General features: G+C 64.6%; 22 protein-coding genes and 2 tRNA genes. 5 read left to right on the forward strand and 19 right to left on the reverse strand.

The window, feature by feature from the left end; all coding sequences use genetic code 11:
* Window positions 1-4: 4 nt before the first annotated feature.
* The gene (aceE, locus tag Q358_RS0100410) at window positions 5-2,683 is read right to left on the reverse strand and encodes a pyruvate dehydrogenase (acetyl-transferring), homodimeric type (RefSeq protein WP_027960227.1); all 2,679 of its coding nucleotides are present in this window, start codon (window positions 2,681-2,683) and stop codon (window positions 5-7) included.
* Between the two features lie 313 nt (window positions 2,684-2,996).
* Window positions 2,997-3,563 (reverse strand): 1,6-anhydro-N-acetylmuramyl-L-alanine amidase AmpD, encoded by a 567-nt coding sequence (ampD, locus tag Q358_RS0100415; protein WP_027960228.1) that lies wholly within the window; start codon window positions 3,561-3,563, stop codon window positions 2,997-2,999.
* Window positions 3,564-3,659: 96 nt separating this feature from the next.
* On the opposite strand from ampD, the gene nadC reads away from it, so the two are divergent.
* Window positions 3,660-4,520 (forward strand): carboxylating nicotinate-nucleotide diphosphorylase, encoded by an 861-nt coding sequence (gene nadC / locus Q358_RS0100420; protein ID WP_027960229.1) that lies wholly within the window; start codon window positions 3,660-3,662, stop codon window positions 4,518-4,520.
* Here nadC and Q358_RS0100425 read toward each other — a convergent pair.
* Window positions 4,517-5,056, reverse strand: coding sequence for a GNAT family N-acetyltransferase (locus tag Q358_RS0100425; RefSeq protein WP_027960230.1), 540 nt, complete (start codon window positions 5,054-5,056; stop codon window positions 4,517-4,519). The genes nadC and Q358_RS0100425 overlap by 4 nt on opposite strands.
* A gap of 92 nt (window positions 5,057-5,148) precedes the next feature.
* Between Q358_RS0100425 and tsaA the strand changes: the two genes are divergently transcribed.
* A complete protein-coding gene (gene tsaA / locus Q358_RS0100430; RefSeq protein ID WP_027960231.1) occupies window positions 5,149-5,883 on the forward strand; it encodes a tRNA (N6-threonylcarbamoyladenosine(37)-N6)-methyltransferase TrmO in 735 nt (244 codons plus the stop codon).
* A 52-nt stretch (window positions 5,884-5,935) separates the two neighbouring features.
* Here tsaA and purC read toward each other — a convergent pair whose 3' ends face one another.
* Genes purC through dapA form a run of 4 tightly spaced genes read right to left on the reverse strand, consistent with a single transcriptional unit; the run spans window position 5,936 to window position 9,380 of the window.
* Window positions 5,936-6,649 (reverse strand): phosphoribosylaminoimidazolesuccinocarboxamide synthase, encoded by a 714-nt coding sequence (gene purC / locus Q358_RS0100435; protein ID WP_027960232.1) that lies wholly within the window; start codon window positions 6,647-6,649, stop codon window positions 5,936-5,938.
* A 41-nt stretch (window positions 6,650-6,690) separates the two neighbouring features.
* The gene (locus tag Q358_RS0100440; RefSeq protein ID WP_027960233.1) at window positions 6,691-7,494 is read right to left on the reverse strand and encodes an MBL fold metallo-hydrolase; all 804 of its coding nucleotides are present in this window, start codon (window positions 7,492-7,494) and stop codon (window positions 6,691-6,693) included.
* Window positions 7,494-8,450 carry a hypothetical protein gene (locus tag Q358_RS0100445; protein WP_027960234.1) on the reverse strand — a complete coding sequence of 319 codons (957 nt, stop codon included), beginning with the start codon at window positions 8,448-8,450 and terminating at the stop codon, window positions 7,494-7,496. The genes Q358_RS0100440 and Q358_RS0100445 overlap by 1 nt, the downstream gene beginning before the upstream one ends.
* Before the next feature lie 45 nt (window positions 8,451-8,495).
* The gene (dapA, locus tag Q358_RS0100450) at window positions 8,496-9,380 is read right to left on the reverse strand and encodes a 4-hydroxy-tetrahydrodipicolinate synthase (RefSeq protein WP_027960235.1); all 885 of its coding nucleotides are present in this window, start codon (window positions 9,378-9,380) and stop codon (window positions 8,496-8,498) included.
* A 220-nt stretch (window positions 9,381-9,600) separates the two neighbouring features.
* Here dapA and Q358_RS0100455 point away from each other — a divergent pair, with 220 nt between their 5' ends.
* On the forward strand, window positions 9,601-10,089 hold the full coding sequence (locus Q358_RS0100455; RefSeq protein ID WP_027960236.1) for a peroxiredoxin: 489 nt from the start codon (window positions 9,601-9,603) through the stop codon (window positions 10,087-10,089).
* 27 nt (window positions 10,090-10,116) lie between these two features.
* On the opposite strand, the gene Q358_RS0100460 is transcribed toward Q358_RS0100455, so the two are convergent.
* Window positions 10,117-11,217, reverse strand: a complete 1,101-nt coding sequence (locus Q358_RS0100460; protein ID WP_027960237.1) for an AI-2E family transporter — start codon at window positions 11,215-11,217, stop codon at window positions 10,117-10,119.
* Window positions 11,214-11,462, reverse strand: a complete 249-nt coding sequence (locus Q358_RS0100465; protein ID WP_027960238.1) for a sulfurtransferase TusA family protein — start codon at window positions 11,460-11,462, stop codon at window positions 11,214-11,216. The genes Q358_RS0100460 and Q358_RS0100465 overlap by 4 nt, the downstream gene beginning before the upstream one ends.
* Before the next feature lie 131 nt (window positions 11,463-11,593).
* Between Q358_RS0100465 and Q358_RS0100470 the strand changes: the two genes are divergently transcribed.
* Window positions 11,594-13,060, forward strand: a complete 1,467-nt coding sequence (locus Q358_RS0100470) for a M48 family metalloprotease (protein WP_027960239.1) — start codon at window positions 11,594-11,596, stop codon at window positions 13,058-13,060.
* A 1-nt stretch (window position 13,061) separates the two neighbouring features.
* Here the strand turns inward: Q358_RS0100470 and nadA are convergent, their stop codons facing one another.
* The 6 genes from nadA to Q358_RS16225 all read right to left on the reverse strand — a co-directional run bounded on the left by nadA (window position 13,062) and on the right by Q358_RS16225 (window position 17,212).
* Complete coding sequence (gene nadA, locus Q358_RS0100475) at window positions 13,062-14,090, reverse strand: quinolinate synthase NadA (RefSeq protein ID WP_027960240.1); 1,029 nt, start codon at window positions 14,088-14,090, stop codon at window positions 13,062-13,064.
* A gap of 252 nt (window positions 14,091-14,342) precedes the next feature.
* Window positions 14,343-14,418: transfer RNA gene (locus tag Q358_RS0100480), tRNA-Lys, on the reverse strand.
* A 28-nt stretch (window positions 14,419-14,446) separates the two neighbouring features.
* Window positions 14,447-14,522, reverse strand: a tRNA-Lys gene (locus Q358_RS0100485).
* 76 nt (window positions 14,523-14,598) lie between these two features.
* Window positions 14,599-15,450: a 23S rRNA pseudouridine(2605) synthase RluB gene (gene rluB / locus Q358_RS0100490; RefSeq protein ID WP_027960241.1), complete on the reverse strand. Its 852-nt coding sequence runs from the start codon at window positions 15,448-15,450 to the stop codon at window positions 14,599-14,601.
* On the reverse strand, window positions 15,447-16,301 hold the full coding sequence (scpB, locus tag Q358_RS0100495) for an SMC-Scp complex subunit ScpB (protein WP_043487470.1): 855 nt from the start codon (window positions 16,299-16,301) through the stop codon (window positions 15,447-15,449). Before scpB ends, rluB begins: the two co-directional genes overlap by 4 nt.
* A gap of 5 nt (window positions 16,302-16,306) precedes the next feature.
* Window positions 16,307-17,212: a segregation and condensation protein A gene (locus Q358_RS16225; RefSeq protein ID WP_043487428.1), complete on the reverse strand. Its 906-nt coding sequence runs from the start codon at window positions 17,210-17,212 to the stop codon at window positions 16,307-16,309.
* A gap of 303 nt (window positions 17,213-17,515) precedes the next feature.
* On the opposite strand from Q358_RS16225, the gene Q358_RS0100505 reads away from it, so the two are divergent.
* Window positions 17,516-17,719 carry a cold-shock protein gene (locus Q358_RS0100505; RefSeq protein ID WP_027960243.1) on the forward strand — a complete coding sequence of 68 codons (204 nt, stop codon included), beginning with the start codon at window positions 17,516-17,518 and terminating at the stop codon, window positions 17,717-17,719.
* Between the two features lie 86 nt (window positions 17,720-17,805).
* Here Q358_RS0100505 and Q358_RS0100510 read toward each other — a convergent pair whose 3' ends face one another.
* From Q358_RS0100510 to Q358_RS0100525, 4 genes are all read right to left on the reverse strand, one after another.
* Window positions 17,806-19,269 (reverse strand): catalase, encoded by a 1,464-nt coding sequence (locus Q358_RS0100510; protein ID WP_027960244.1) that lies wholly within the window; start codon window positions 19,267-19,269, stop codon window positions 17,806-17,808.
* A gap of 310 nt (window positions 19,270-19,579) precedes the next feature.
* On the reverse strand, window positions 19,580-20,854 hold the full coding sequence (locus tag Q358_RS16230; protein ID WP_043487430.1) for a dicarboxylate/amino acid:cation symporter: 1,275 nt from the start codon (window positions 20,852-20,854) through the stop codon (window positions 19,580-19,582).
* A gap of 123 nt (window positions 20,855-20,977) precedes the next feature.
* Window positions 20,978-21,424 (reverse strand): DUF6789 family protein, encoded by a 447-nt coding sequence (locus tag Q358_RS0100520; protein ID WP_027960245.1) that lies wholly within the window; start codon window positions 21,422-21,424, stop codon window positions 20,978-20,980.
* Between the two features lie 80 nt (window positions 21,425-21,504).
* Window positions 21,505-22,380: a putative RNA methyltransferase gene (locus Q358_RS0100525; RefSeq protein ID WP_027960246.1), complete on the reverse strand. Its 876-nt coding sequence runs from the start codon at window positions 22,378-22,380 to the stop codon at window positions 21,505-21,507.
* Window positions 22,381-22,497 lie beyond the last annotated feature (117 nt).

Genomic DNA, 22,497 nt, shown 5'->3' on the forward strand with positions numbered 1-22,497 from the left:
CGGATCAGTCGGTCAGCGGATTCGGCTTGGCCGGATCGATGTTGTACTTGCTCAGCGCCTCGCCGATCAACTTGCGATCGATTTCACCACGTTCGGCCAGCGCCTTGAGCGCCGCCACCGTCACGAAATGGCGATCGACCTCGAAGAACTCGCGGAGCTTCTCTCGCGTATCCGAACGCCCGAAGCCGTCGGTACCCAGCACATGGAAGTCGGTCGGCACCCAGGCACGCACCTGATCGGCGAACAGGCGCATATAGTCGGTCGACGCAATGGCCGGCCCCTGGCGCCCCTCGAGGCAGCGCGTCACATGGGGCTTGCTCGGTTCGGCCTCGGGATCGAGGAAGGCCTGGCGATCCAGTGACAGCGCCTCCCGACGCAACTCGTTGAAGCTGGTGACGCTCCAGATATCGGCACCCACGCCCCAGTCGTCGCGCAACAGCTCGGCGGCCGCCTCGACTTCGCGCAGGATGGTACCGGAACCCATCAGCTGCACACGGGCCTTGTCACCCTGGGTCTCGCGCAGCAGGTACATGCCCTTGATGATGTCGTCGGCGGGCACCTCCTCCATCACGGGTTGCTCGTAGTTCTCGTTCATCACCGTCAGGTAGTAGAAGCAGGGCTCCTTGTCGACGAACATCCGCTGCAGGCCGCTCTGCACGATCACCGACACCTCATGGGCGTAGGTGGGGTCGTAGCTACGGCAGTTGGGGATCATCGACGCCTGGAGATGGCTGTGACCATCCTGGTGCTGCAGGCCTTCGCCGTTGAGCGTGGTACGTCCGGCGGTACCGCCCACCATGAAGCCTCGCGCCTGCAGGTCGCCAGCGGCCCAGGCCAGGTCGCCGATACGCTGGAACCCGAACATCGAGTAGTAGATGTAGAACGGCAGCAGCGGCAGGCCATGGTTGGCGTAGGACGTTGCCGCGGCGATCCACGAGGACATGGCCCCGGCCTCGGTGATGCCCTCCTCGAGCACCTGGCCGGCCTTGTCCTCGCGATAGAACATCAGCTGGCCCTTGTCCATCGGCTCATACTTCTGGCCACCGGGGCTGAAGATACCCAGCTGACGGAACATGCCTTCCATGCCGAAGGTGCGTGCCTCGTCGGGCACGATGGGCACCACCTGCTTGCCGAATCCCTTGTGCTTCACCAGGCCGCTGAGGATCCGCACGAAGGCCATGGTAGTAGACACCTCGCGCCCCTTGGAGCCGCCCAGCTGGCTGGCGAAGATCTTGTCATCCAGGCCGGGAATATCGAGCGCCTCGAAGTCATGCTGGCGCGCCGGCAGATAGCCACCCAGGCGCTCACGCTGGAGATGCATGTACTTCATCTCGGGCGTGTCGTCGGCCGGCTTGTAATAGGGGATCTCGTGCTCGATCGCCTCGTCGGAAACCGGAATCCCGAAGCGGTCGCGGAAGCGCTTCAGCACTTCCGGGTCATCGATGGACTTGACCTGGTGCGCCTCGTTGTCGGCCTCGCCGCCATCGGCCCCCAGACCGTAGCCTTTGACGGTATGCGCCAGCACGACGGTGGGGCGTCCGTTGGCGTTGTTCATCGCCTCATGGTAGGCCGCATAGACCTTGAACGGATCATGGCCGCCACGGTTGAGCTTCCAGATGTCTTCATCCGTCATATCCTTGACCATCTCGGCGGTCTCGGGATAGCGACCGAAGAAGTTCTCACGCGTGTAGGCGCCGCCGTTGGCCTTGTAGTTCTGGTACTCGCCGTCGACGGTCTCGTCCATCACCTTCTGCAGAACGCCCTTGTTGTCGTTCTCGAAGAGCTGGTCCCACAGGCGCCCCCAGACCACCTTGATGACGTTCCAGCCGGCACCACGGAAGACACCCTCGAGCTCATCCATGATCCGCGAGTTGCCGCGCACCGGGCCGTCGAGACGCTGCAGGTTGCAGTTGACCACGAAGATCAGGTTGTCGAGCTTCTCGCGGCTGGCCAGGTGGATCGCTCCCAGGGACTCCGGCTCGTCACACTCACCGTCGCCCATGAAGCACCAGATCTTGCGGTCCTGCATCGGCTGCAGGCCACGCTGGTCCAGATACTTCATCACATGGGCCTGATAGATGGCCATGATCGGGCCCAGGCCCATGGAGACCGTGGGCAGCTGCCAGAAGTCCGGCATCAGCCAGGGGTGCGGGTAGGACGATAGTCCGTTGCCGTCGACCTCCTGGCGATAGTGGTCCATCTGCTCCTCGGTGAGGCGCCCCTCGAGGAAGGCCCGTGCGTAGATGCCCGGTGAACTGTGGCCCTGGATGAAGACCAGGTCGCCCTTGAAGTCACCGTTGGCCGCGCGGAAGAAGTGATTGAACCCCACCTCATAGAGGGTCGCGCTGGACATGTAGCTGGCCAGATGGCCACCGATGCCCTTGTGCTTGCGGTTCGCCCGGGTCACCATCGCCGCCATGTTCCAGCGAATCATGGAGCGAATCTTGCGCTCCATGAACATGTCCCCGGGCATCGGCGCCTCGCGATGCACCGGAATGGTGTTGCGGTGGGGGGTGGTCGCCGAGAAGGGGGGCTGGGTACCGTCACGACGCAGGCGATCGGCCAGGCGGGTGAGCAGGTGCCGAGCACGCTCCTCACCCTCGTACTCCAGGACCGATTCGAGGGATTCCAACCACTCTGCTGTCTCGACCGGGTCGAGATCCTCTCTTGCCTCCAGACTCATAGACGTCTCTCCGAATGACGATGGATGTTGCGTGCCCGCTGCGGTGCGGAAGGCAGGGCGTCCTCTCGCCAGAGAGGTCTATCACCCCGAGCTTTGTGTAATTTTATTACGTTACGACGCAAAAAAATCGTCGTTTCTGTGCGAAAGATACCGTATACCTCGCCTCCTGCCAAAGCAAGTTTATATGGAACCTTTTTCCATATAAAAGATACTGCACCGCAACACAAAGAGTTAGCACTAGCCCCAGGAATAAACTCGACGAAGGTCAAGGAGATGTAGCTAAACTACCGTTTGAAGCAAGCAAGCGATTCAGTCACGACAACCGACGAGCACCGAGCCGCTGGTAAAAGTAGGCCCAGTCGAAGGCGGGTCCGGGATCCCTCTTGCGCAACGGCGCCACCTGGGCATGGCCGGTAACACGCGATGCCTCCAGGTCGGGGTAGGCGGCGAGGAGCTCGAGGGCAACCTCGGCCAGGCGTTCATACTGGGCGGCGCTGTAGGCCGAGACCTCGTCGCCTTCCAGCTCGATGCCAATGGAAAAGTCGTTGAGGGCGGTGCGCCAACGATCACCGTCACGCCAGGAGGAGCGTCCCGCATGCCAGGCGCGACACTGGAAGGGCACGAACTGCACGCATTCGCCGTCACGGCGAATCAACAGGTGGGCCGAGACCCGTAACCCCTGAATGGACGCGAAGAAGGGATGGGCTTCGGGGTCGAGGCGATTGGTAAACAGCCGCTCGATATGTGGCCCACCGAACTCTCCCGGCGGCAGGCTGATGGAATGCAACACCAGCAGCGACACTTCCCCGAGCGGGCGCTCATCACGGTTCGGAGACGGCACCCGCCGTGCTCCCGCCAGCCAGCCCTGTTCAATAGCCATGCGTCTCCCCTGACGTCACCGGTGTGGATTGCCTATAATGAATGTCCTTGACCACCCCGGCCACCCCCGCCGGCATCAACCTCACGAGTGACCCGCATGGACTATCAGGACACACAGACCTATCACACTAAACTCGTCGAAGAGATTCGCGATGCCGCCGCGCGTCTGCTGGCCGAGGATGTCGGTCCGGGCGACATCACCGCCCAGCTGATTCCTGACGAACAGCTCGCCAGGGCGCGGGTCATCACCCGTGACGCCTGTGTGTTGTGTGGTGTGGCCTGGGTCGATGAACTTTTTCGACGCCTCGATACCACGGTGACGCTGCGCTGGCAGGCCGCCGACGGCGATGCCCTGGCGGCCGGCCAGTGCCTTCTCGAGCTGGAGGGGTCGGCACGCAGCCTGCTCACCGGCGAACGCGCGGCACTCAATCTGTTGCAGACGCTATCGGCCACCGCCACCCATACGCGCCACTACGTCGACCTGGTCGACGATACCGGCGTACGCCTGCTCGACACCCGCAAGACCCTGCCCGGCCTGCGCCTGGCTCAGAAGTATGCGGTCGCCTGCGGCGGCGGGCACAACCATCGCATCGGGTTATGGGATGCCTTCCTGATCAAGGAGAACCATATCGCCGCCTGCGGTGGCATCGAGGCGGCGGTAAACGCGGCGCGGCGCATCGCCAGCGACCTTCCGGTGGAAGTGGAGGTGGAGACCCTTGCCGAGCTGGATCAGGCCCTGACGGCCGGCGCAGACGTCATCATGCTCGATAACTTCGGCCTCGACGAGCTGCGTGAGGCCGTGCGTCGGACCGCCGGCAAGGCGACCCTGGAGGCCTCGGGCAACGTCGACCGGAGCACCCTGCGAGCCATCGCCGAGACCGGTGTCGACTGTATTTCCAGCGGCGCCCTGACCAAGGATATCAAGGCAGTCGACCTCTCCATGCGCCTGGAGGACTAGGTTTCCAGCGCGACCAGCGTCTTCTCCAGCCGGTGGCGCAACAGTTGTTCGCCGTCGCGCTCCACGGCTTCCTCCCCCAGGTCGCGCCAACCACGCCGCACCAGCCCCGGGACCAGCATCAGGCTCGCCTCGATGCTGGCCCGCCCGACTCCCCGCTCGATCAATAGCCGTTCGGCGTGCATCAGCAGCGCCGAGCCAATGCCGCGGCGCGCCAGGGAGGGCCAGGTATAGAGCGTCACGATGCGCCCGCTATGGAGTTCCAGCTCGAGAAAGCCCACGCAACGGCCATCGCATTCCGCCACCAGCGTGGTATAGAGGGCGTGACGCGCCACCCAGGCGCTGGGGTCGCGCGGCAACGCGGACACCCAGGCCTCGCGCTGAGGCCTGCTGTAGTGGGCCGCAGCGCCCTGCATCACCGCATGATGGAAGACCTCGGCCTGATCACCGGCGTCCCTCGCCAGGGCCTCGCGATAGCGAATCCGTGGGGCGCGGCGACGCGGGACATCATCCTCCGGCGCTGTTGCAGTCTCGTTCATGGAAGCCTCGCGAGATTGAATATTGTCGAAAGACTACACAACGCCGGTCGACAGGCCAACCACGCTCGCCGCCTCGGCAGGGGCCAGGCATAATGACCGACATGAGCCAACACTGCGCCCCCTCAGCCGTTACCCTGTCGCCTCTCGGCATCCTCGATAGCGACTTTCCCGACAAGTTCGGCGTCCCCCGCCAGCCCGGCCTGGCCCCGTCGGCTCGCGCGACCCTCCGTCTTCTCTCCCCCTACGACGATCCGTTGACGGTAAGAGGACTGGATGCCTTCAGCCATCTCTGGCTCACCTTCGTCTTCCACCAGAGCCCCGAACGCTGGTCGGCGCTGGTGCGTCCGCCGCGCCTCGGAGGCAATCGTCGAGTCGGCGTCTTCGCCAGCCGCAGCACGCACCGTCCCAACCGCCTGGGGCTATCGCTGGTCGAACTGCTCGGGGTCGACACCCGAGACGGTGTCAGGCTCCATCTCGCCGGGGCCGACCTGGTAAGCGGCACCCCGGTGCTGGACATCAAGCCCTACCTGCCCTGGGCCGAGGCCAGGCCCGACGCGCGCGCAGGCTTCGCCCCCGAAGCGCCCCGTCGGCTGCCGGTGCACCTTACCCATGCCGCCGAGACGGCACTGGCCAGGCGCGAAGACGCCGCCTCGCTACGCCGGCTGATCGAGGAGGTCCTGAGCCAGGACCCGCGGCCCGCCTACCGACATGACGACGAGGCGCGCCGCTACGGCGTCCGCCTGCGCGACCTGGACATACACTTTCGCGTCGCAACGAGGCCCGACGGCACCAGCACTCTGGAAGTGCTGGATATCCTGCCGGCATGAACGACCAAGGGCCCCGCCGGGCCCCTGGTGATACCTGCCCGACGCCTCGGCCTCAGTCGAAGCTGACCCCGATACGCCGCCCGACCTCCTCGTAGGCCTCGATCACGCCGCCGAGCCCCTGGCGAAAACGATCCTTGTCGAGCTTTTCGCGGGTCGCGGCATCCCACAGCCGGCAACCGTCCGGGGAGAACTCATCGCCCAGCACGACCCGCCCCTCGAACAGGCCGAACTCCAGCTTGTAATCCACCAGCAGCAGGCCACCCTCGGCGAACAGCTCCTTGAGCACGCCATTGACCTTGAAGGTCAGGGCCTTCATCTCGGCCAGCTGCTCTACGCTGGCCCAGCCGAAGGTTTCGGCCAGGGACTCATTGATCATGGGGTCGTGGAGGGCATCGTTCTTGAGGAACAGCTCGAAGGTAGGCGGCGCAAGCTCCTGGCCCTCGATGACCCCCAGACGCTTGACCAGGCTGCCCGCCGCGATATTGCGCACCACACACTCGACCGGAATCATCTCCAGCGCCTTGACCAGGCTCTGGGTATCGGAGAGGCGCTTCTCGAAGTGAGTAGGCACTCCCGCTTCGCCCAGCTTCTCCATGATAAAGGCATTGAAGCAATTGTTGACCATGCCCTTGCGGGCCAGCGACTCCATGCGCTCACCGTCGAAGGCACTGGTGTCATCGCGGAATTGCAGTATCACGCGGTCGGAGTCATCGGTGGCGAAAACCGACTTGGCCTTGCCGGCGTAGAGTTCTTGACGCTTTTCCATGGAAGCCTCCGGAGGGCTTGATGAGGTGGAAGATTGCAGGCTCAGGCGATGGCCTGCCACGCCAGACCATCGTCCTGGCAGGCGACCATCAGCCGTGATGTGTCACCGTCGAGCAGGGGCACCAGGGCCTCCAGCACCAGCTCGGGACGGTTATTGTGTTCAGACAAGTGGGAACAGGCGATTCGCTGAAGCCGATCGAGACCCAGCCGGGCCAGCAGCGTCGCCGCCTGAGTGTTGGCCAGGTGGCCCCAGTCGCCCCCCACCCGGCGCTTTAACCGCGGTGGATAGGGGCCCTCGGCGAGCATCCGGATATCATGATTGCACTCCAGCGCCAGTGCATCACAGCCGGCGAAGGCCCGGACGACATGTTCGGTTGGGTGGCCGATATCGGTGAGTAGCCCCAGGTGACGTCCGCCCCCCTGGATGCGGAACTGCACCGGTTCGCGAGCGTCATGCGGCACGGTCACGGGGTCGAAACACAGGCCCTTCACCTCGAATCGCACCTGGGGAGTGATCCAGCGACGCTCGGGCAGCTCACCCAGGCGGCCGCTGGCCCAGCTGCCCGGGGTCAGCCATACCGGCACCCCATGGCGTCGGGCCAGGGGCCCTACCCCTCGAATATGGTCGCCATGCTCATGGGTCACCAACAGGGCGTCAAGCTGCCGCGGGTGCAGGCCCAATCGGGCCAGCCGGCGCTCGGCGTCGCGCAGCGTAAAGCCGCAGTCCACCAGCACATGGGTCTCGCCATCGCTGACCAGGGTAGCGTTTCCCTTGCTGCCGCTGCCCAGTGATGCGAAGTGCAGCCGCCCGCGACACGCGGCGGCAGGGGGATTCGCCTGCGTCATCAGCGCAACAGACTCGCCACGCGCTCCAGCAGCTCACGCTTGTCCTCGGCGCCGAGGTCACCCTCGTCGGCGGCCTCGGCGCGCAGCAGGGTCCGTTCGGGACCTTCGCTTTCCAGCATCAGGCGAATCTCCTGCGGCGATTCCGACGTCACCAGCCCCTTCCAGAAGCCCTCGCGACGCTCGGAAAGCGGCAGGTAGCGGATGCGATGGGAGTGATCCGTCGGCGTGCCTTCCAGCAGCTCGCGCCGCCCCTCGACGGTAAAGTCCTGCTTGAGCTGATAGTCGAGCTCGGCCCAGGTGCGCTCCATATCCAGCGGCACCTCGACCCGCCACTCTCCGCCTCGCTGGACGAGGCCCAGGCGCTCCCCACCGGCCAGGCGCTGGGCCTGCAGGGAAGCGGTGCCGGACGCCGTGGCACTGCGGGCACTGAAGTACTGCTCGAGGGCATTCAGGCAGGCCTCCGCTGGACGCCCGGCCTGCTCGCAGCGTACCTCGCTGTCACCCGAGCGCACTCCCCGGCGCACGCTCAGGCGCCCCTGGCGAGTCTCGATCACCCCGCGGGCCGTGTCGCTGGCGACCACGTCCAATCCTCGCCTGCGAGCAAACTCTTCCAGCTGGGGCCAGACGCTGTCCGGAGCCGCCGCCACGACCAGCCAGGCATCATCACCCACGCGCCGAGGCTCGACGAACTCACGCTGAATGCGACCGGCACCCAGTGGCTGCGGTGCGGGAGCCTCGAAGCCATCCGTTGACTCGCGGAAGCCGGAAGCCGCCTCGGGGACCGGCATGGCGTCACGAAAACGCCTGGGATCGCGTGTTTCGGGCAACACCAGGGGTTCCGCCTGGCGGGCGTCGGCATAGTCGATATTGCGGTCGTGGTAATAACCGTCGCCAAAGGCGCAGCCGCCCAGGGCGACGAGTGCCGCCCAGGGCAGCCATTTCAGCGCTGAGTTCATGGGGTTACCTTGCATCAAGTTGTTCAGAAGCCGGCACAGCGCCGATCAGTCGTCGATCAGCCCGGCCAGCTGCAGGGCTTCGCTGATGGTGGAATGATACTTCTCGGAAAGCCAGGTCAGCGGCAGGCGGATCCCCGGCTCGAGAAGCGTCATGCGATTCAGCGCCCATTTGACGGGAATCGGATTCGCCTCGATGCCGAGGTTGGTATGCAGCGGCATCAGGCGGGTATTGAGCTGGTGGGCATGTTCGGCATCCCCGGCAACAGCGGCGGCACAGAGGTCATGCATGGCCTGGGGCGCCACATTGGCAGTCACCGAGATATCGCCGTTACCGCCCATCAGCATGAAATCGCAGGCGGTGCCATCGTCGCCCGAATAGAGCATGAAGCCGCTACCCTTGAGGCGTCCGATCAGGTCCTCGGCACGCTCAAGGTTGCCGGTGGCATCCTTGAGGCCAACGATATTATCCACCTCGGCGAGGCGCAGCACGGTCTCGTTGTAGAGATCGGAGCAGGTCCGGCCGGGTACGTTGTAGAGGATGACCGGCAGATCGCTGCCCTCGGCTACCGCCTTGAAGTGACGATAGAGCCCCTCCTGGGTCGGCTTGTTGTAGTAAGGGCATACCGACAGGCAATAGTCGGCCCCCACTTCGTGGGCGTAGCGAGCCAGCTCGACGGCTTCGGAGGTAGCGTTCGCGCCCGTGCCGGCAATCACCGGAATGCGTCCGTTGACTTCATCCACCACGGCCCGAATCACATCGAAGTGCTCGGCAAAGGACATGGTCGTGGGCTCGCCGGTGGTGCCGGCGGCGACGATGCCATCGGTGCCGTGGTCGAGATGGAAGTTCACCAGGCGGCGCAGGGCCTCCCAATCGATATCGCCATTGACCTTCATCGGCGTCGCCAGGGCGACAATGCTTCCCGTGACCATCCTCTCTATCCTCTCGATTCGACTGCTATCGGCTCGATTGGCCGCAGGGTGCTCCGGCCGCACCGGAGCCCAGAAAGGGGCAAAGCGTCCCCAAGGGTTAAATGGTACTCAGGCGGTCCAGACCTGTACAGCGGCGAGACCACATTCCGCGCGCCGCTTTGACAGCCGGCCAACGGTTGCGTGTAATCGACGCCTCGCCACCCTCATTCAGGAGACCCCCATGAGTGTCAGCATCGGCCAGCCGGCTCCCGACTTCACGGCCCCCGCCACCGGTGACGCAAGCGTTACCCTCTCCCAGCTCAGGGGCCACCAGGTCGTGATCTACTTCTACCCCAGGGCCAGCACCCCCGGTTGCACCACCGAAGGCGGCGACTTCCGCGACCGCAAGGCCGCATTCGATGCTGCCAACACCGTGATTCTCGGCGTTTCCCGGGACGGCATTCGCGCCCAGGAGAACTTCAAGGCGAAACAGGACTTCAACTTCGACCTTATCTCCGACAAGAGCGAGGAGGTGTGTCAACAGTTCGGCGTCATCAAGCTCAAGAAGATGTACGGCAAGGAACATCTCGGCATCGAGCGCAGCACCTTCCTGATCGACAGCGAGGGTCGGCTGGCACACGAGTGGCGAGGCGTGAAGGTCAAGGGCCACGCCCAGGAGGTACTGGAAACGGCACAAGCCTTGAACACCGGCACTCTTGGCGACGGCTGATACCCGATGGGGCGTCGCCGGCGCCCCCTACTCCTCCGCCGCCGCGTCATTGCCCTCACCCTGCCGGTGGCGGGTAACCCCCCTCGGCCAGGCATACACCAGCGCCTTGAGCAGGGTCGCCAGGGGAATGGCGAAGAAGATTCCCCAGAACCCCCAGATCCCGCCGAAGAACAACACCGCCACGATGATCGATACCGGGTGCAGATTGACCGCCTCGGAGAACAACACCGGGACCAGCACATTGCCATCCAGCGCCTGAATGACGCCGTAGGCGACCAGCACGTAGAGAAATTCGTCGCTCATGCCGAAGTGAAAGCCCGCCACCGCGGCCACCGGCAGGGTGGCGACCGCCGCGCCAATATAGGGCACCAGCACCGAGAACCCGACCAACACCGCCAGCAGTGCGGCATAAGGCAGCCCGAAGAAGGCGAAGGTCAGGAAGGCCACGATGCCGACGATCATGATCTCGATAAACTTGCCACGCACATAGTTGGCGATCTGACTGTCCATCTCGTGCCAGATACGGGTCATCAGGGTGCGCTTGCGGGGCAACAGCGACAGGATGAATCCCGACAGACGCTCACGATCCTTGAGCAGGAAGAACACCAGGATCGGCACCAGCACCAGATAGATGATCAGCGCCAGGACGTTGCCCAGCGAGGCCAGTGACAGGGAGAGCGCTCGCTGTCCGAACTGAGTCATCTCTCGCCCGGCCGCGGCGATCCAGTTCTGGATCTGATCGGGGGTGATCAGCTGCGGATAGAGCTCCTGCAGATCATCCAGCAGCCGCTGTCCGCTGGCGAACATTCTTGGGGTCTCCTGCACCAGGGTCACCAGCTGATTCCATATCAGCGGCATCAGGATAAAGGCCATTGCCAGCAACAGCCCCACGAAGCCCAGAAATACCAGGGTCACGGCCAGAAAATGTGGCACGCGTCGCCGTTCGAGCCAGCTTACCGCTCCCTGAAGCAGGAAGGCGATCACCAGGGCAGTCAGGAAAGGCGCCAGCATGCGACCCAGAAAGATCACCACGGCAAATCCCAGTACCAGCATCACCAGCAGGATCACCGCTTCCTCATCGGACAGGTAGTGGTCGACCCAGCCCTTGAGTACGGCACGTAGCGTCATGTGGCGGGCTCCTCGCCCTTGCAGATCCAGTAAAAGTAAACGCTATCGCGCTCCTCCCTGGCCGGCATCTCGTGGATGCTCTGCTCGATATAGGTGGCAAAGTCTCGCCAGGAGCCGGCATCCGTGGCCCTCACCTCGAGAACCTGTCCGGCCTCGAGCCTGGAGAGTGCCTGTTTGGCCTTGAGCAGGGGAAGCGGGCACGGTAGTCCGCAGACGTCGAGCACTTGGTCGGGTTGCAGAGACATGTAGACTCCCGGAAGAATGCAGGATAGCGTCGCCGAAATTGAGCGGCGGGAAACCCTGGGATTTAAAGGCACTTTGCGGGGCGAATCAATGTCAGAGTATGGGCCCGCCTCGCCCCAAGGAGAGCTAGTCCATGCTATCGCGCCCCTTCCCCCGCGCCACCGCCCTGCTGATGGGGCTGCTCCTGGCGCTGCCTGCCGCCGGCCAGTGGACTGCTCCCGGCTGGGAAGATGACGCCGAGCTGCCCAGCCTGTCGGCGCCGGACAGCCGCGTCGCCAACGGCGAGGAATACCGGCTTGGACGCGCCTGGCTGCGCCAGTTTCGAGCCCGCGCTCCGGAGTGGCAGGATCCCATCGCCCAGGCCTATGTCGAGTCGCTTCTCGCCCGTCTGGCCTCCCATGGTGGGCTTGGCGGCACCCGGCTGATCGTGACCCTGGTCGACAGCCACCGCCTTAACGCCTTCGCGGTACCGGGCGGCGTGGTCGGCGTCAACGCCGGGCTGTTTGCCTTCGCCGATCAGGAGGCGGAGCTGGTCTCGGTCCTGGCCCACGAGCTCGGCCACCTCGCCCAGCGCCACTATTCGCGCGGCAAGGCTCGCGCCGAGCAGACCCAGGTTCCCGCCATGGCCGCCATGCTGGCCGGCATGCTGATCGCCGCCGCGGGGGGAGGCGACGCCGGCATCGGGGTCGCCATGGGCTCCCAGGCCGCCTTCATCCAGGACCAGCTGGCCTACTCGCGGCGCTACGAGCAGGAGGCCGACCGCCTGGGCCTGCAGACCATGGTCGAGGCCGGCTACGACCCCGAGGCCATGACATCGATGCTCCGCGCCATGCAGCGCCTGGCGAGCCTCCAGGGTGGCACGCCCCCCGAATTCCTGCTGACCCACCCGCTTACCGAATCGCGCATCAGCGATACCGCCTCACGCGCGTCCCGGCTCTCCGGACAAGGCCGCCGCGATGATGTGCAATATCACCTGGTCCGCGCCAGGGCGCTGCTGGCCATTCACTCGCGAACGCCCGACCAGGCGGCCACCCGACTGGCCCAGGACGAGGCGCCCCAGGAGGCGAAACGGTACCTGGAGGCCCTGATCAATGCCGAGCGAGGCAATACCGACGCGGCGCTGCGCCGGCTAGATGCCCTGGCCCACGCGCTACCCGATATTACCCTGATTCCCGCCTCGGCGGCCGAAGTGGCCTTTTCCGCCGGCCGCATCGATGATGCCATCGAGCGCAGTCAGCGCCTGTTGCGCCTGGTGCCGGGACATGTGCCGACCACCCTCACCCTCGCCGAGGCGCAGTTGCAGCGCGACCCCGATGCGGCATGGCACCTCCTGCGCGACCTGGCCAAGCGTCGCCCCGAGGACCATCGCGTGTTTGCCCTGCTGGCCGAGGCCGCGGGACGCAGCGGCCGAGAGGCCCTCGGCCACCTGGCCCGCGCAGAGCATCAGCAGCTGACCGGACGCATCACCGACGCCATCCGGCAGCTTGGTGTGGCTCGCCGCGTGGCCGAACGCGGAGGCAACGCCGCCGCCACGGCACGCATCGAGCAGCGTTACGAGGCGTTTCTCGGCTATCGAGAAACGCTGGAGAAATTTCAGTAACTTAGCGCTGGAAGTTGAGCATCCGCTCCAGCGGCTTCAGCGCCGCCTGGCGCAGCTCGTCATCGACCCGGACTTCGCCATGACCGTGACGCAGGGCGTCGGCCAGGTTATCCAGGGCGTTCATCGCCATCCAGGGGCAGTGGGCGCAGCTTTTGCAGGTGGCGCCATTGCCGGCGGTAGGCGCCTCGAACAGGGTCTTCTCCGGCACTACCTGCTGCATCTTGAAGAAGATGCCGCGGTCGGTGGCTACGATCAGCTTGTCATTAGGCAGTTCCTTGGCCGCCTTGATCAACTGGGACGTGGAGCCGGTGACATCGGCCAGCTCCACCACCGAGGCCGGAGACTCCGGGTGTACCAGCACCGCGGCCTCGGGATAAAGCCCCTTGAGGTCCTCGACGCCCTTCGACTTGAACTCCTCATGGACGATACAGGCCCCATCCCAGAGCAGCATGTCGGCCCCGGTCTGCTTCTGGATATATCCCCCCAGATGCTTGTCCGGGGCCCACAGGATCTTTTCGCCACGGGCCTGAAGATGCTCGATCACGTCCACGGCGATAGAGGAAGTCACCACCCAGTCGGCACGCGCCTTCACCGCCGCCGAGGTGTTGGCATAGACCACGACGGTGCGATCCGGGTGTTCATCGCAGAAGGCGCTGAACTCATCGCCCGGACACCCCAGATCCAGGGAGCACGTCGCCTCCAGGGTAGGCATCAGCACACGCTTCTCCGGGGAAAGGATCTTGGCGGTCTCCCCCATGAAGCGCACACCGGCCACTATCAGGGTGTCGGCGGAATGGCGTGCACCGAAACGCGCCATCTCCAGCGAGTCCGCCACGCACCCACCGGTCTCCTCGGCGAGCTGCTGGATGGCATCATCGGTGTAATAGTGAGCCACCAGGACGGCATTGTGGGCCTCCAGGAGCCGCTTGATCTCCTCGGCGCGCGCCTGATCCTCGGCGGGAATACGGGTAGGGCAATAGGTGCGGGTCAGATGCTCACGCACCTGGGCACGGGAAGTCGTGATTGTCATCGTGTCTACCACTGTGACCGGCAGGGGCTCCCCCTGCATGTTATGGGAGCATTTCCTCCACGCGCTCCGCGTGGAAGAGTGCGCCAATGAGCCAGGCCGCGTCTGTCGCTTGCCCGCTCACCGGCCATTCTAGACCATAACAGTGGCGCATTGGCAGCCTCGCCCACAAAACGCCGCACGGTACCGGCAACGTGATGACACTCGAGCGCCTACGAAAACGCCCCGACCTCAAGGAGATCGGGGCGCTTGAATTGGTGGGTCGTGTAGGATTCGAACCTACGACCAATTGGTTAAAAGCCAACTGCTCTACCAACTGAGCTAACGACCCAAGCTTGCAGGCAAGCCGGCGTCCGGAATGGTGGGTCGTGTAGGATTCGAACCTACGACCAATTGGTTAAAAGCCAACTGCTCTACCAACTGAGCTAACGACCCTTCCGAACGGGGGCAGATAATACTGATACGCCCCCGACCTGGCAAGGACTTTTTTACTTAACCTTGCAACAGGTGATCAGCGTCGCACTCTGGGCTTGCGCATCGTCTGCACCGGCTTGCGCTTGTGCTTATCACGACTCCAGCGATTCTTCTCATCCGGCGTCAGTTCGGGCACCTTGCGTGCCGGCAGGCTTGCGAGCTCGGCCAGATCATCGACCTCGTCCTGGGAGAGCTCTACCCACTCGCCGGCCTTGGCGCGCTTGTCGAGAAAGATATTGCCGTAACGGACCCGCTTGAGACGACTGACGGTAAGGCCTTGAGATTCCCAGAGCCGACGCACCTCACGATTGCGCCCCTCCATGATCACCACGTGAAACCAGGTATTGATACCCTCGCCGCCGAACTCCTGGACGTCGGTGAAGCGTGCCGGCCCGTCGTCGAGCATCACTCCCTCGACCATGGCGACCACCTGCTCCCGGGCCACCTCTCCCATGACTCGCACCGCGTACTCTCGCTCGACCTGAGTGGAAGGATGCATCAGGCGGTTCGCCAGCTCCCCGTCGGTGGTAAACAGCAGCAGGCCACTGGTATTGATATCCAGGCGCCCGATGGCGATCCAGCGCTCACCCTTGAGGCGCGGCAACCGGTCGAATACGGTGCGGCGCCCCTCGGGATCCTTGCGCGTGCACAGCTCTCCCTCGGGCTTGTTGTACATGATCACTCGCCGCGGCACCTCCTCGGCGGCCCGCAGGGTCACCGGGCGACTATCGAAGAGGACCTTGTCGCGAGTCTCGATACGATCACCGAGGGTCGCCACCTGGCCGTTGACCTGGACTCGACCGGCGGCGATGGCCGCTTCCATCTCACGGCGCGAGCCGAGCCCGGCACGCGCCAGGACCTTCTGCAGTTTTTCGCTGGTATTGCTCATGAATCATCGTTCTCAATGGGTGTGGATTCCGCCCCCGGGGCAGCGTCATCATCGACGCGGCTCCGGGCACGTTCGGACAGGCGGGCCTCAAGATCGGCAAAGCTCGGCCCCGTCCGCTCGGACGCCTTCCCGGCGTGTTCAAGGCTAGCCTGATCGGCCGCCGTTCCATCGGCACCGGTCACCGCCGGCACCTCTGATAGTGTACCGCCCTCGGACGCTTCACCGGCACCCTCATCATGCACCGCATCGGCCTGGGCGAGAATGGCGGCCTGATCCGGCGGTGGCTCGTCCTTCTCCAGTGGGTACATCACCTCCGGATCCTCGAACTCCTTGAGCTCATGCATGGGCGGCAGCTCATCGAGGGTCTTGAGGCCGAAGTCATCGAGAAAGCCGCGAGTGGTGGCATAGACCGCGGGACGACCCGGCACGTCGCGATGCCCCACAACGCGAATCCAGCCGCGCTCGAGCAGGGTCCGCATGATAGAGCCGCTCACCGATACCCCACGTACTTCCTCGATATCCCCGCGGGTGACCGGCTGGCGATAGGTAATCAATGCCAGGGTCTCGAGCAGCGCCCTGGAGTACCGCTGGGGGCGTTCGTCCCATAGCCGCGACACCCAGGGCGAAAGCCGCGGGCGAATCCGCAACTGATACCCCGACGCCGTCTCGATCAGTTCCATGGCGCCCCGCTCATGGCGGAGACTCAAGCGCTCCAGCGCCTCGCGCAGGGCTCGCCGGGCCGGTCTGCCGCGCTCATCGAACAGCCCCTCCAGGCGCTCCATGGCCAATGGCTCACCCGCGGCCAGCAGCGCCGCCTCGAGGATGTCGTCCAGCGCATCGGGATACTCCATGGCGGTCACGGCGACTCCTCCTCGAACGCGCCCTCGCCCTCACCCTCGAGGTCGTCCCGGTCGGCGCGGTCGGTCTCGCTCACTCGGGCACGCACATGCAGTGGCGATAGCGGTGCATTCTGGACGACCTCGATCATCGCCTCCTTGGCCAGCTCGAGAATCGCCATGAAGGTGACCACTACCCCTCCACGCCCTTCCTCGAGAGAAAACAGCGCCTCGAAGGGCACGAAGCGCCCTCCCTCGAGGCGCCCCATGATCGCCAGCATGCGCTCACGCGTCGACAGCACCTCGCGGCTGATCTGGTGGGTCTGGTTGAGCTCGACCCGACGCAGGACCCCAGCCAGCGCACCCAGCAGCTGATCCAGCTCCACCTCGGGGTGGATGACCCGGCTCTCCAGCGGCGGCAATACCGCCCGGGCCGGAAACCAGTCTCGACCCAGGCGTGGCAGTTCGGCCAGGGACTCGGCGGCACTCTTGAGCCGCTCATACTCCTGAAGGCGGCGAATCAGCTCGGCTCGGGGATCCTCTTCCTCGTCATCGCCCCCTTCCCTTGGGGGGCGTGGCAACAGGGTGCGTGACTTGATCTCGGCGAGCATTGCCGCCATCAGCAGGTATTCACCGGCCAGTTCGATTTCCATGGCCTTCATCAGCTCGACATACTCGATGTACTGGCGCGTAATGGCCGCCACGTCGATGGCCAGGATATCCAGGTTCTGGCGCCGGATCAGGTAGAGCAGCAGGTCGAGGGGCCCCTCGAAGGTCTCGAGGAAGACACGCAGCGCCTCCGGCGGGATATAGAGATCCTCCGGCAGCTCGGTAATCGGCTCATCGAACAGCCTGCCGAGCACCTCGGCCTGGCCGGCGACGGCGGCCGTCTGTTCGAGGCTTGCGGTATCGGGGGTAACGCTCACGCGTCGTGCCTCTCCAGGGACGCAGAATCAACGGCGCAGTCTAGCAAGAGCACGCCCCTGGAAACAGCGTGATCGAGGTGTCGCCCGAGGCCGTCTCAATCGGCCGCCCGGAAAATAAATCGCCAAGACCCGTTGACCCGGAACGATAAAAGTGAGACCGTATTGCCAGTTGGTTAGCAAGCAGCATGGTTTCAGCAGCATTCGAATTCTTTCGACCGCCTGTAAGATCATTCTTGTTTTACCCGCTATTCATCTGGGTGACACCAGGAACATTGCAAGGCGCTTAGCGCGAAAGGATTTATTATGACAACTGGTACCGTGAAGTGGTTCAACGATTCCAAGGGTTTCGGCTTCATTTCTCCGTCCGACGGCGGTGATGACGTCTTCGCCCATTTCTCCGAGATTCAGGCTGAAGGCTTCAAGTCCCTCCAGGAAGGTCAGAGCGTCTCCTTCGACGTGACCCAGGGCAAGAAGGGCCTTCAGGCCTCTAACATCAAGCCGCTCTGATCCCCGGATCATAAGCGCACGAATCCTTCGGGGTTCGTTGAACAGGGCTCGCTTCGGCGAGCCCTGTTTCGTTGTGTGCCCTGTCATCACCCCTTGCCATTGGCCTTGACCCCCTGGGCGATGCGCTCGCCGAGCGTCGCATCGATATTGCGCCAGTAATCGAAGGCCCGCTCCAGCACCGGCGCGGAAACGCCGTCGGAGAGGTGCCCCACCACATTGGCCACCAGGCGGTCCCGGGCGGCATCGTCCATCACCCGGTTGACCAGGGTATTGGCCTGGCCGAAATCATCGTCCTCCTCGCGTAGCGTATAGGCGGCACGCACCATGTCGCCGCCGGCCTCCCAGGTAGAATCCGGCGGATACCGCTCGCCGTCGGCCTGGGGCCCACCCTTGGAATTGGGCGCATATACCGGGTCGGTGGCGTTCTGTACCCGCATGGCACCGTCCTTGCTGTAACTGTGAACCGGTGACCTGGGGGCGTTGACGGGAATCTGCTTGTAGTTAACGCCCAGCCGATGACGATGCGCGTCGGCATAGGAAAACACCCGGCCCAGCAGCATCTTGTCGGGACTGATGCCGATGCCGGGCACCAGGTTATTGGGCTCGAACGCCGCCTGCTCGATCTGAGCATGGTTGTCCACGGGGTTCGTATCCAGGGTGAGCCTGCCCACCTCGATCAGCGGGTAATCCGCATGGGGCCATATCTTGGTAAGGTCGAAGGGATTGAAGCGATAGGCCTCGGCCTCCTTGAACGGCATGATCTGCATATAGAGCGTCCAGCTCGGATACTCACCGGCCTCGATCGCTCGATAGAGGTCACGCATATGATAGTCACCGTCCTCTCCCGCCAGGCGGTCGGCTTCCTCCTGGGCGAGGCACTCGACTCCCTGGTCGGTCTTGAAGTGATACTTGACCCAGAACTTTTCCCCCCGGGCGTTCACCCACATGTAGGTGTGGCTGGAATAACCATTCATGTGCCGCCAGGTCCTGGGGATTCCTCGGTCACCCATCAGCCAGGCGACCTGATGGGCGGATTCCGGCGACAGCGTCCAGAAGTCCCACTGCATATCATGGTCGCGCAGGTTGTTATCCGCCCGCCGCTTCTGGGAGCGGATAAAGTGCTGAAACTTCAGTGGATCACGAAGGAAGAAGATCGGCGTGTTGTTCCCCACCATGTCGTAGTTGCCTTCGCTGGTGTAGAACTTGATGGAAAATCCACGGGGGTCACGCCAGGTATCCGGGCTCCCACGCTCCCCCGCCACGGTGGAGAAGCGAATCAGCACGTCCGTTCGAGTACCCGGCTGAAACACCGCGGCTCGCGTGTAGGCACTGACATCTTCGGTCACCTCGAAACGGCCAAAGGCACCGCTGCCCTTGGCGTGGGGCTGACGCTCGGGGATCCGCTCCCGGTTGAACTGGGCCATCTGTTCAATCAAATAATGGTCATGAAGCAGGATAGGGCCATCGGGCCCCACCGTCAGCGAATGCTCGTCGCTGGCCACCGGAATGCCCGCATCGGTGGTGGTCGGCTTGGGTTTATCGGTCGTCACGATACACCTCCTCTACATGATGCATGCCTCTGGACGGGCGCATGGCGCCCACATCATCTGTAAGAGGTATAGCGACCCGGCCACGACCTGTCCAACTCCCGCAGCAAACGGCGCCCAGGCCTCGCCCCGGCGTTAACCGAGGCTAGCGATGCAGCCTGATGACCCGGCGCCCAGGCCTCGCCCCGGCGTTAACCGAGGCTAGCGATGCAGCCTGATGACCCGGCGCCCAGGCCTCGCCCCGGCGTTAACCGAGGCTAGCGATGCAGCCTGATGACCCGGCGCCCAGGCCTCGCCCCGGCGTTAACCGAGGCTAGCGATGCCGGGCCTGACCCGGCGCCCCGGCCGCCTGGGAGGCGGCTCGCCTCTCCTCGCTGCGACCGATGACCGCCGTGCCGACCAGATCACCGGTCACGTTGAGGGCGGTGCAGCCCATGCCCACCAGGGCATCGATGGCGGTCAGCAGCGCCACGGCCTCGATCGGCAGGCCCACCTGGGAGAATACCGTGGCGATCATCACGATGCCGGCGCCGGGCACCCCGGCGGTGCCTACCGAGATCAGCGTGCCGACCACCACGATCTGCAGCATGCTTAGCCAGTCCAGGGGAGCCCCCATCACATTGGCGGCAAACACCGCCGAGATGGCGATGCGGATGGCCGCCCCATCCATGTTCAGCGTCGCCCCCAGCGGCAGGCTGAAGCCGTAGATGCTGCGCGGCAGGCCCAGGCGGCTCGCGGCGTCCAGCGTCAGCGGCAGGGTACCGGAGCTGCTCTGGGTGGCGAAGGCGGTGGCCGTGGGCGTGCGCGCCTCGCGGAAGAAGGCGCCCACGGGCACACCGAAGCCCTTGAGCAGGCCGAGGTAGACCAGCAGCTGCGCGCCCAGCGCCAGGTAGAGCACCACCACCATGTCGCCCAGGGACAGCAGGGTCGCGAGGCCCTGATCGGCGACGGTTCCGACCACGATGGCGAAGACGCCGATCGGCACGACATGCAGGATACCGTCCATCACCCTGAGGGTGGCGGCGTTGAGCGCCTCGATCAGGCCGTGGAGCCGCTCCCCCAGCGCCGCCTGGGAGTCGGACTGACGCATCTTCATCACGGCCAGGCCAAAGACCAGCGCCACGAAGATGATGCCCAGCAGGTCCTGCTCGGCGAAGGCGGCCACCATATTGTTCGGCACGATGCCCAGTACCACCGAGAGAATACCGGGGTTATCCGGCACCGAGATGGCATCGACCCCCTGCAACGACATGCCCTCCCCCGGCGCCAGCAGGGTCGCCACGGCGAGCCCCACGGCGATGGCCAGGGCCGAGGTGGCCAGGTAGTAGACAAACACCTTTCGGCCGACCCGCCCGAGGCTGCCGGCGGCGCCCTGGTTGACCCCCGACATCAGGGTAAACAGTACGATGGGCAGGATGATGAACTTCAGCAGCCGCATCAAAAGCTCGCCCAGCGGGGCCAGCCATTCGGCCACGACAGGCCCGCCGACCAGGCCGACCACCACGCCCAGCACCAGGGCAATGCTCACGCGCAGGATCAGCGAGGTGGCGCAGTAACCGCGCCACAGGGATGTCAGGAGCGTCGACATGGGGACCTCGTTACAATGAAAGGGCGTCGCGGACCTTAGACACACGGGGCCCGGCATGCAAAGACTGGAAAGTTAATTGCTTATAACACTCCGAGCCTTGCACTCGACGCCGCGGGCCCGGGGCTAGACCACGCCCTCCCCCCAGCCATAGACGGCCCCGATCACCGCCCCGAAGACGAGGTGGGCGATCAGCATGGAAAGCGGTGCCACCAGCCCGAGGCCCAGGCCGAACAAGCCGGAGCCGGCCAGGGGAAACACAGAGATCATCACCACCAGCCAGCTTCCCACACCGAACTCCAGGCCCCGCCGAGTGGACGTGTGGCCCGGAAGATAGGGTACCAGCAGCGCGAACAGCAGCCCCCAGATCAGCGTACCCACGGCGAAATGAATACCCCAGGCCAGCATATGGCTGTCCGGCGTGCCGAGCAGATCCTGAGCGGCAAGATTCATGACCTCGATGGGGTCATACCAGGGAATAATGCCCGCCGCCAGGCGCAGCACCAGGATCAACGAGATGACCAGGGTGGCCGTGAATCCGGCCATCAACCCACGTAATAGGCGATTACTCATGGCGCTCTTCCGGCTGTCACTGTGACTCTCAGTGTAGCCATTACTCGGGAGGTGAGGAGCGGACCCCAGAGCGGGTCGCCTTATTTACGCACCAACCGGGTCAGGCGCACGTCCACGGTGAGGGCGAGCGAGGACAGGGCCGCGGCCTTCTCGCGCCCCTCGGCACTGGCCCGATGCAGGTGCGGCGTCATCGCCAGCAGGTCGGCGATGGACTCGGCATCCTCGAGCTCGATGGCGAAGCGCAGCGTCTCCCCGGACCGCCGGGTGAAGCCCTCGGGCACCGCCTCGCGGCCCTCGCGGGGAGGCTTGAGGCTCGGATAGATAATCTCGCGCAGTTCGCGCAGATGGTCCGGTCCGGCCTCGACCATCACAAGCTCCCCGCCCGGCTTCAGCACGCGGGCGAACTCCGGATAGACGGGGAAGCCGAACAGGCACAGCACGCGGTCGAGCCAGCCGGCCTGAACCGGCAGATGAGCGTTGGTACCCACTACCCAGGTGGCGGCCTCCTGGCGCTTGGCGGCGGCGAGCACCGCCCACTTGGAGATGTCCACACCCAGCAGCGATAGCGCCAGCGCCTCGCCTCGGGCTTGCCCACCCTCTCTCTCGGCCTCGATTGCAGTCTCGGCCAGCCGACGCAGGTAATACCCCTCGCCGCAGCCGGCATCCAGGCAGCGAAGCGTATCGTCACCCGATGCCTCATCCAGCACGGCGCGGCCGACCGCCTCGGCAATGGGACGATAGTGGCCCGCCTCGAGGAAGCGCCGCCGCGCCGCTACCATCGCCTTGCTGTCGCCGGGGTCGCGGGAGCGCTTGTTCTGCACCGGCAGCAGGTGAACATAGCCCTGGCGGGCGATATCGAAGCTGTGCCCGGCCGCACAGCGCCAGGTGTTACCGCTCTTGTGCAGGACATCGCCGTCCAGCGGGCAGGCCAATGCCTGAAAGGGATGGATACGCATAGCTCGTCGCCTTGATGATAAATACCATGACCCAACAAGCTGTCGCAGTCGCGAAGCCTCGTTGTCCCGTGGCGAATGATGACACAATGATACGCTCTGGCGGACCAGGGCCCTGGT

The sequence above is a fragment of the Halomonas halodenitrificans DSM 735 genome (genome assembly GCF_000620045.1).
Taxonomy (GTDB): domain Bacteria; phylum Pseudomonadota; class Gammaproteobacteria; order Pseudomonadales; family Halomonadaceae; genus Halomonas; species Halomonas halodenitrificans.

Excerpts from the sequence above, each read along its gene's own strand:
- Q358_RS16230 (WP_043487430.1), bottom strand. The coding sequence starts at position 20,854 with ATGTCGACGCTCCTGACATCCCTGTGGCGCGGTTACTGCGCCACCTCG.
- nadC (WP_027960229.1), top strand. The coding sequence starts at position 3,660 with ATGGACTATCAGGACACACAGACCTATCACACTAAACTCGTCGAAGAG.
- purC (WP_027960232.1), bottom strand. The coding sequence starts at position 6,649 with ATGGAAAAGCGTCAAGAACTCTACGCCGGCAAGGCCAAGTCGGTTTTC.
- Q358_RS0100505 (WP_027960243.1), top strand. The coding sequence starts at position 17,516 with ATGACAACTGGTACCGTGAAGTGGTTCAACGATTCCAAGGGTTTCGGC.
- tsaA (WP_027960231.1), top strand. The coding sequence starts at position 5,149 with ATGACCGACATGAGCCAACACTGCGCCCCCTCAGCCGTTACCCTGTCG.
- Q358_RS0100520 (WP_027960245.1), bottom strand. The coding sequence starts at position 21,424 with ATGAGTAATCGCCTATTACGTGGGTTGATGGCCGGATTCACGGCCACC.
- Q358_RS0100440 (WP_027960233.1), bottom strand. The coding sequence starts at position 7,494 with ATGACGCAGGCGAATCCCCCTGCCGCCGCGTGTCGCGGGCGGCTGCAC.
- nadA (WP_027960240.1), bottom strand. The coding sequence starts at position 14,090 with ATGACAATCACGACTTCCCGTGCCCAGGTGCGTGAGCATCTGACCCGC.
- aceE (WP_027960227.1), bottom strand. The coding sequence starts at position 2,683 with ATGAGTCTGGAGGCAAGAGAGGATCTCGACCCGGTCGAGACAGCAGAG.
- rluB (WP_027960241.1), bottom strand. The coding sequence starts at position 15,450 with ATGAGCAATACCAGCGAAAAACTGCAGAAGGTCCTGGCGCGTGCCGGG.
- Q358_RS0100445 (WP_027960234.1), bottom strand. The coding sequence starts at position 8,450 with ATGAACTCAGCGCTGAAATGGCTGCCCTGGGCGGCACTCGTCGCCCTG.
- ampD (WP_027960228.1), bottom strand. The coding sequence starts at position 3,563 with ATGGCTATTGAACAGGGCTGGCTGGCGGGAGCACGGCGGGTGCCGTCT.
- Q358_RS0100455 (WP_027960236.1), top strand. The coding sequence starts at position 9,601 with ATGAGTGTCAGCATCGGCCAGCCGGCTCCCGACTTCACGGCCCCCGCC.
- Q358_RS0100470 (WP_027960239.1), top strand. The coding sequence starts at position 11,594 with ATGCTATCGCGCCCCTTCCCCCGCGCCACCGCCCTGCTGATGGGGCTG.
- Q358_RS0100525 (WP_027960246.1), bottom strand. The coding sequence starts at position 22,380 with ATGCGTATCCATCCCTTTCAGGCATTGGCCTGCCCGCTGGACGGCGAT.
- dapA (WP_027960235.1), bottom strand. The coding sequence starts at position 9,380 with ATGGTCACGGGAAGCATTGTCGCCCTGGCGACGCCGATGAAGGTCAAT.
- Q358_RS0100465 (WP_027960238.1), bottom strand. The coding sequence starts at position 11,462 with ATGTCTCTGCAACCCGACCAAGTGCTCGACGTCTGCGGACTACCGTGC.
- Q358_RS0100460 (WP_027960237.1), bottom strand. The coding sequence starts at position 11,217 with ATGACGCTACGTGCCGTACTCAAGGGCTGGGTCGACCACTACCTGTCC.
- scpB (WP_043487470.1), bottom strand. The coding sequence starts at position 16,301 with ATGGAGTATCCCGATGCGCTGGACGACATCCTCGAGGCGGCGCTGCTG.
- Q358_RS0100425 (WP_027960230.1), bottom strand. The coding sequence starts at position 5,056 with ATGAACGAGACTGCAACAGCGCCGGAGGATGATGTCCCGCGTCGCCGC.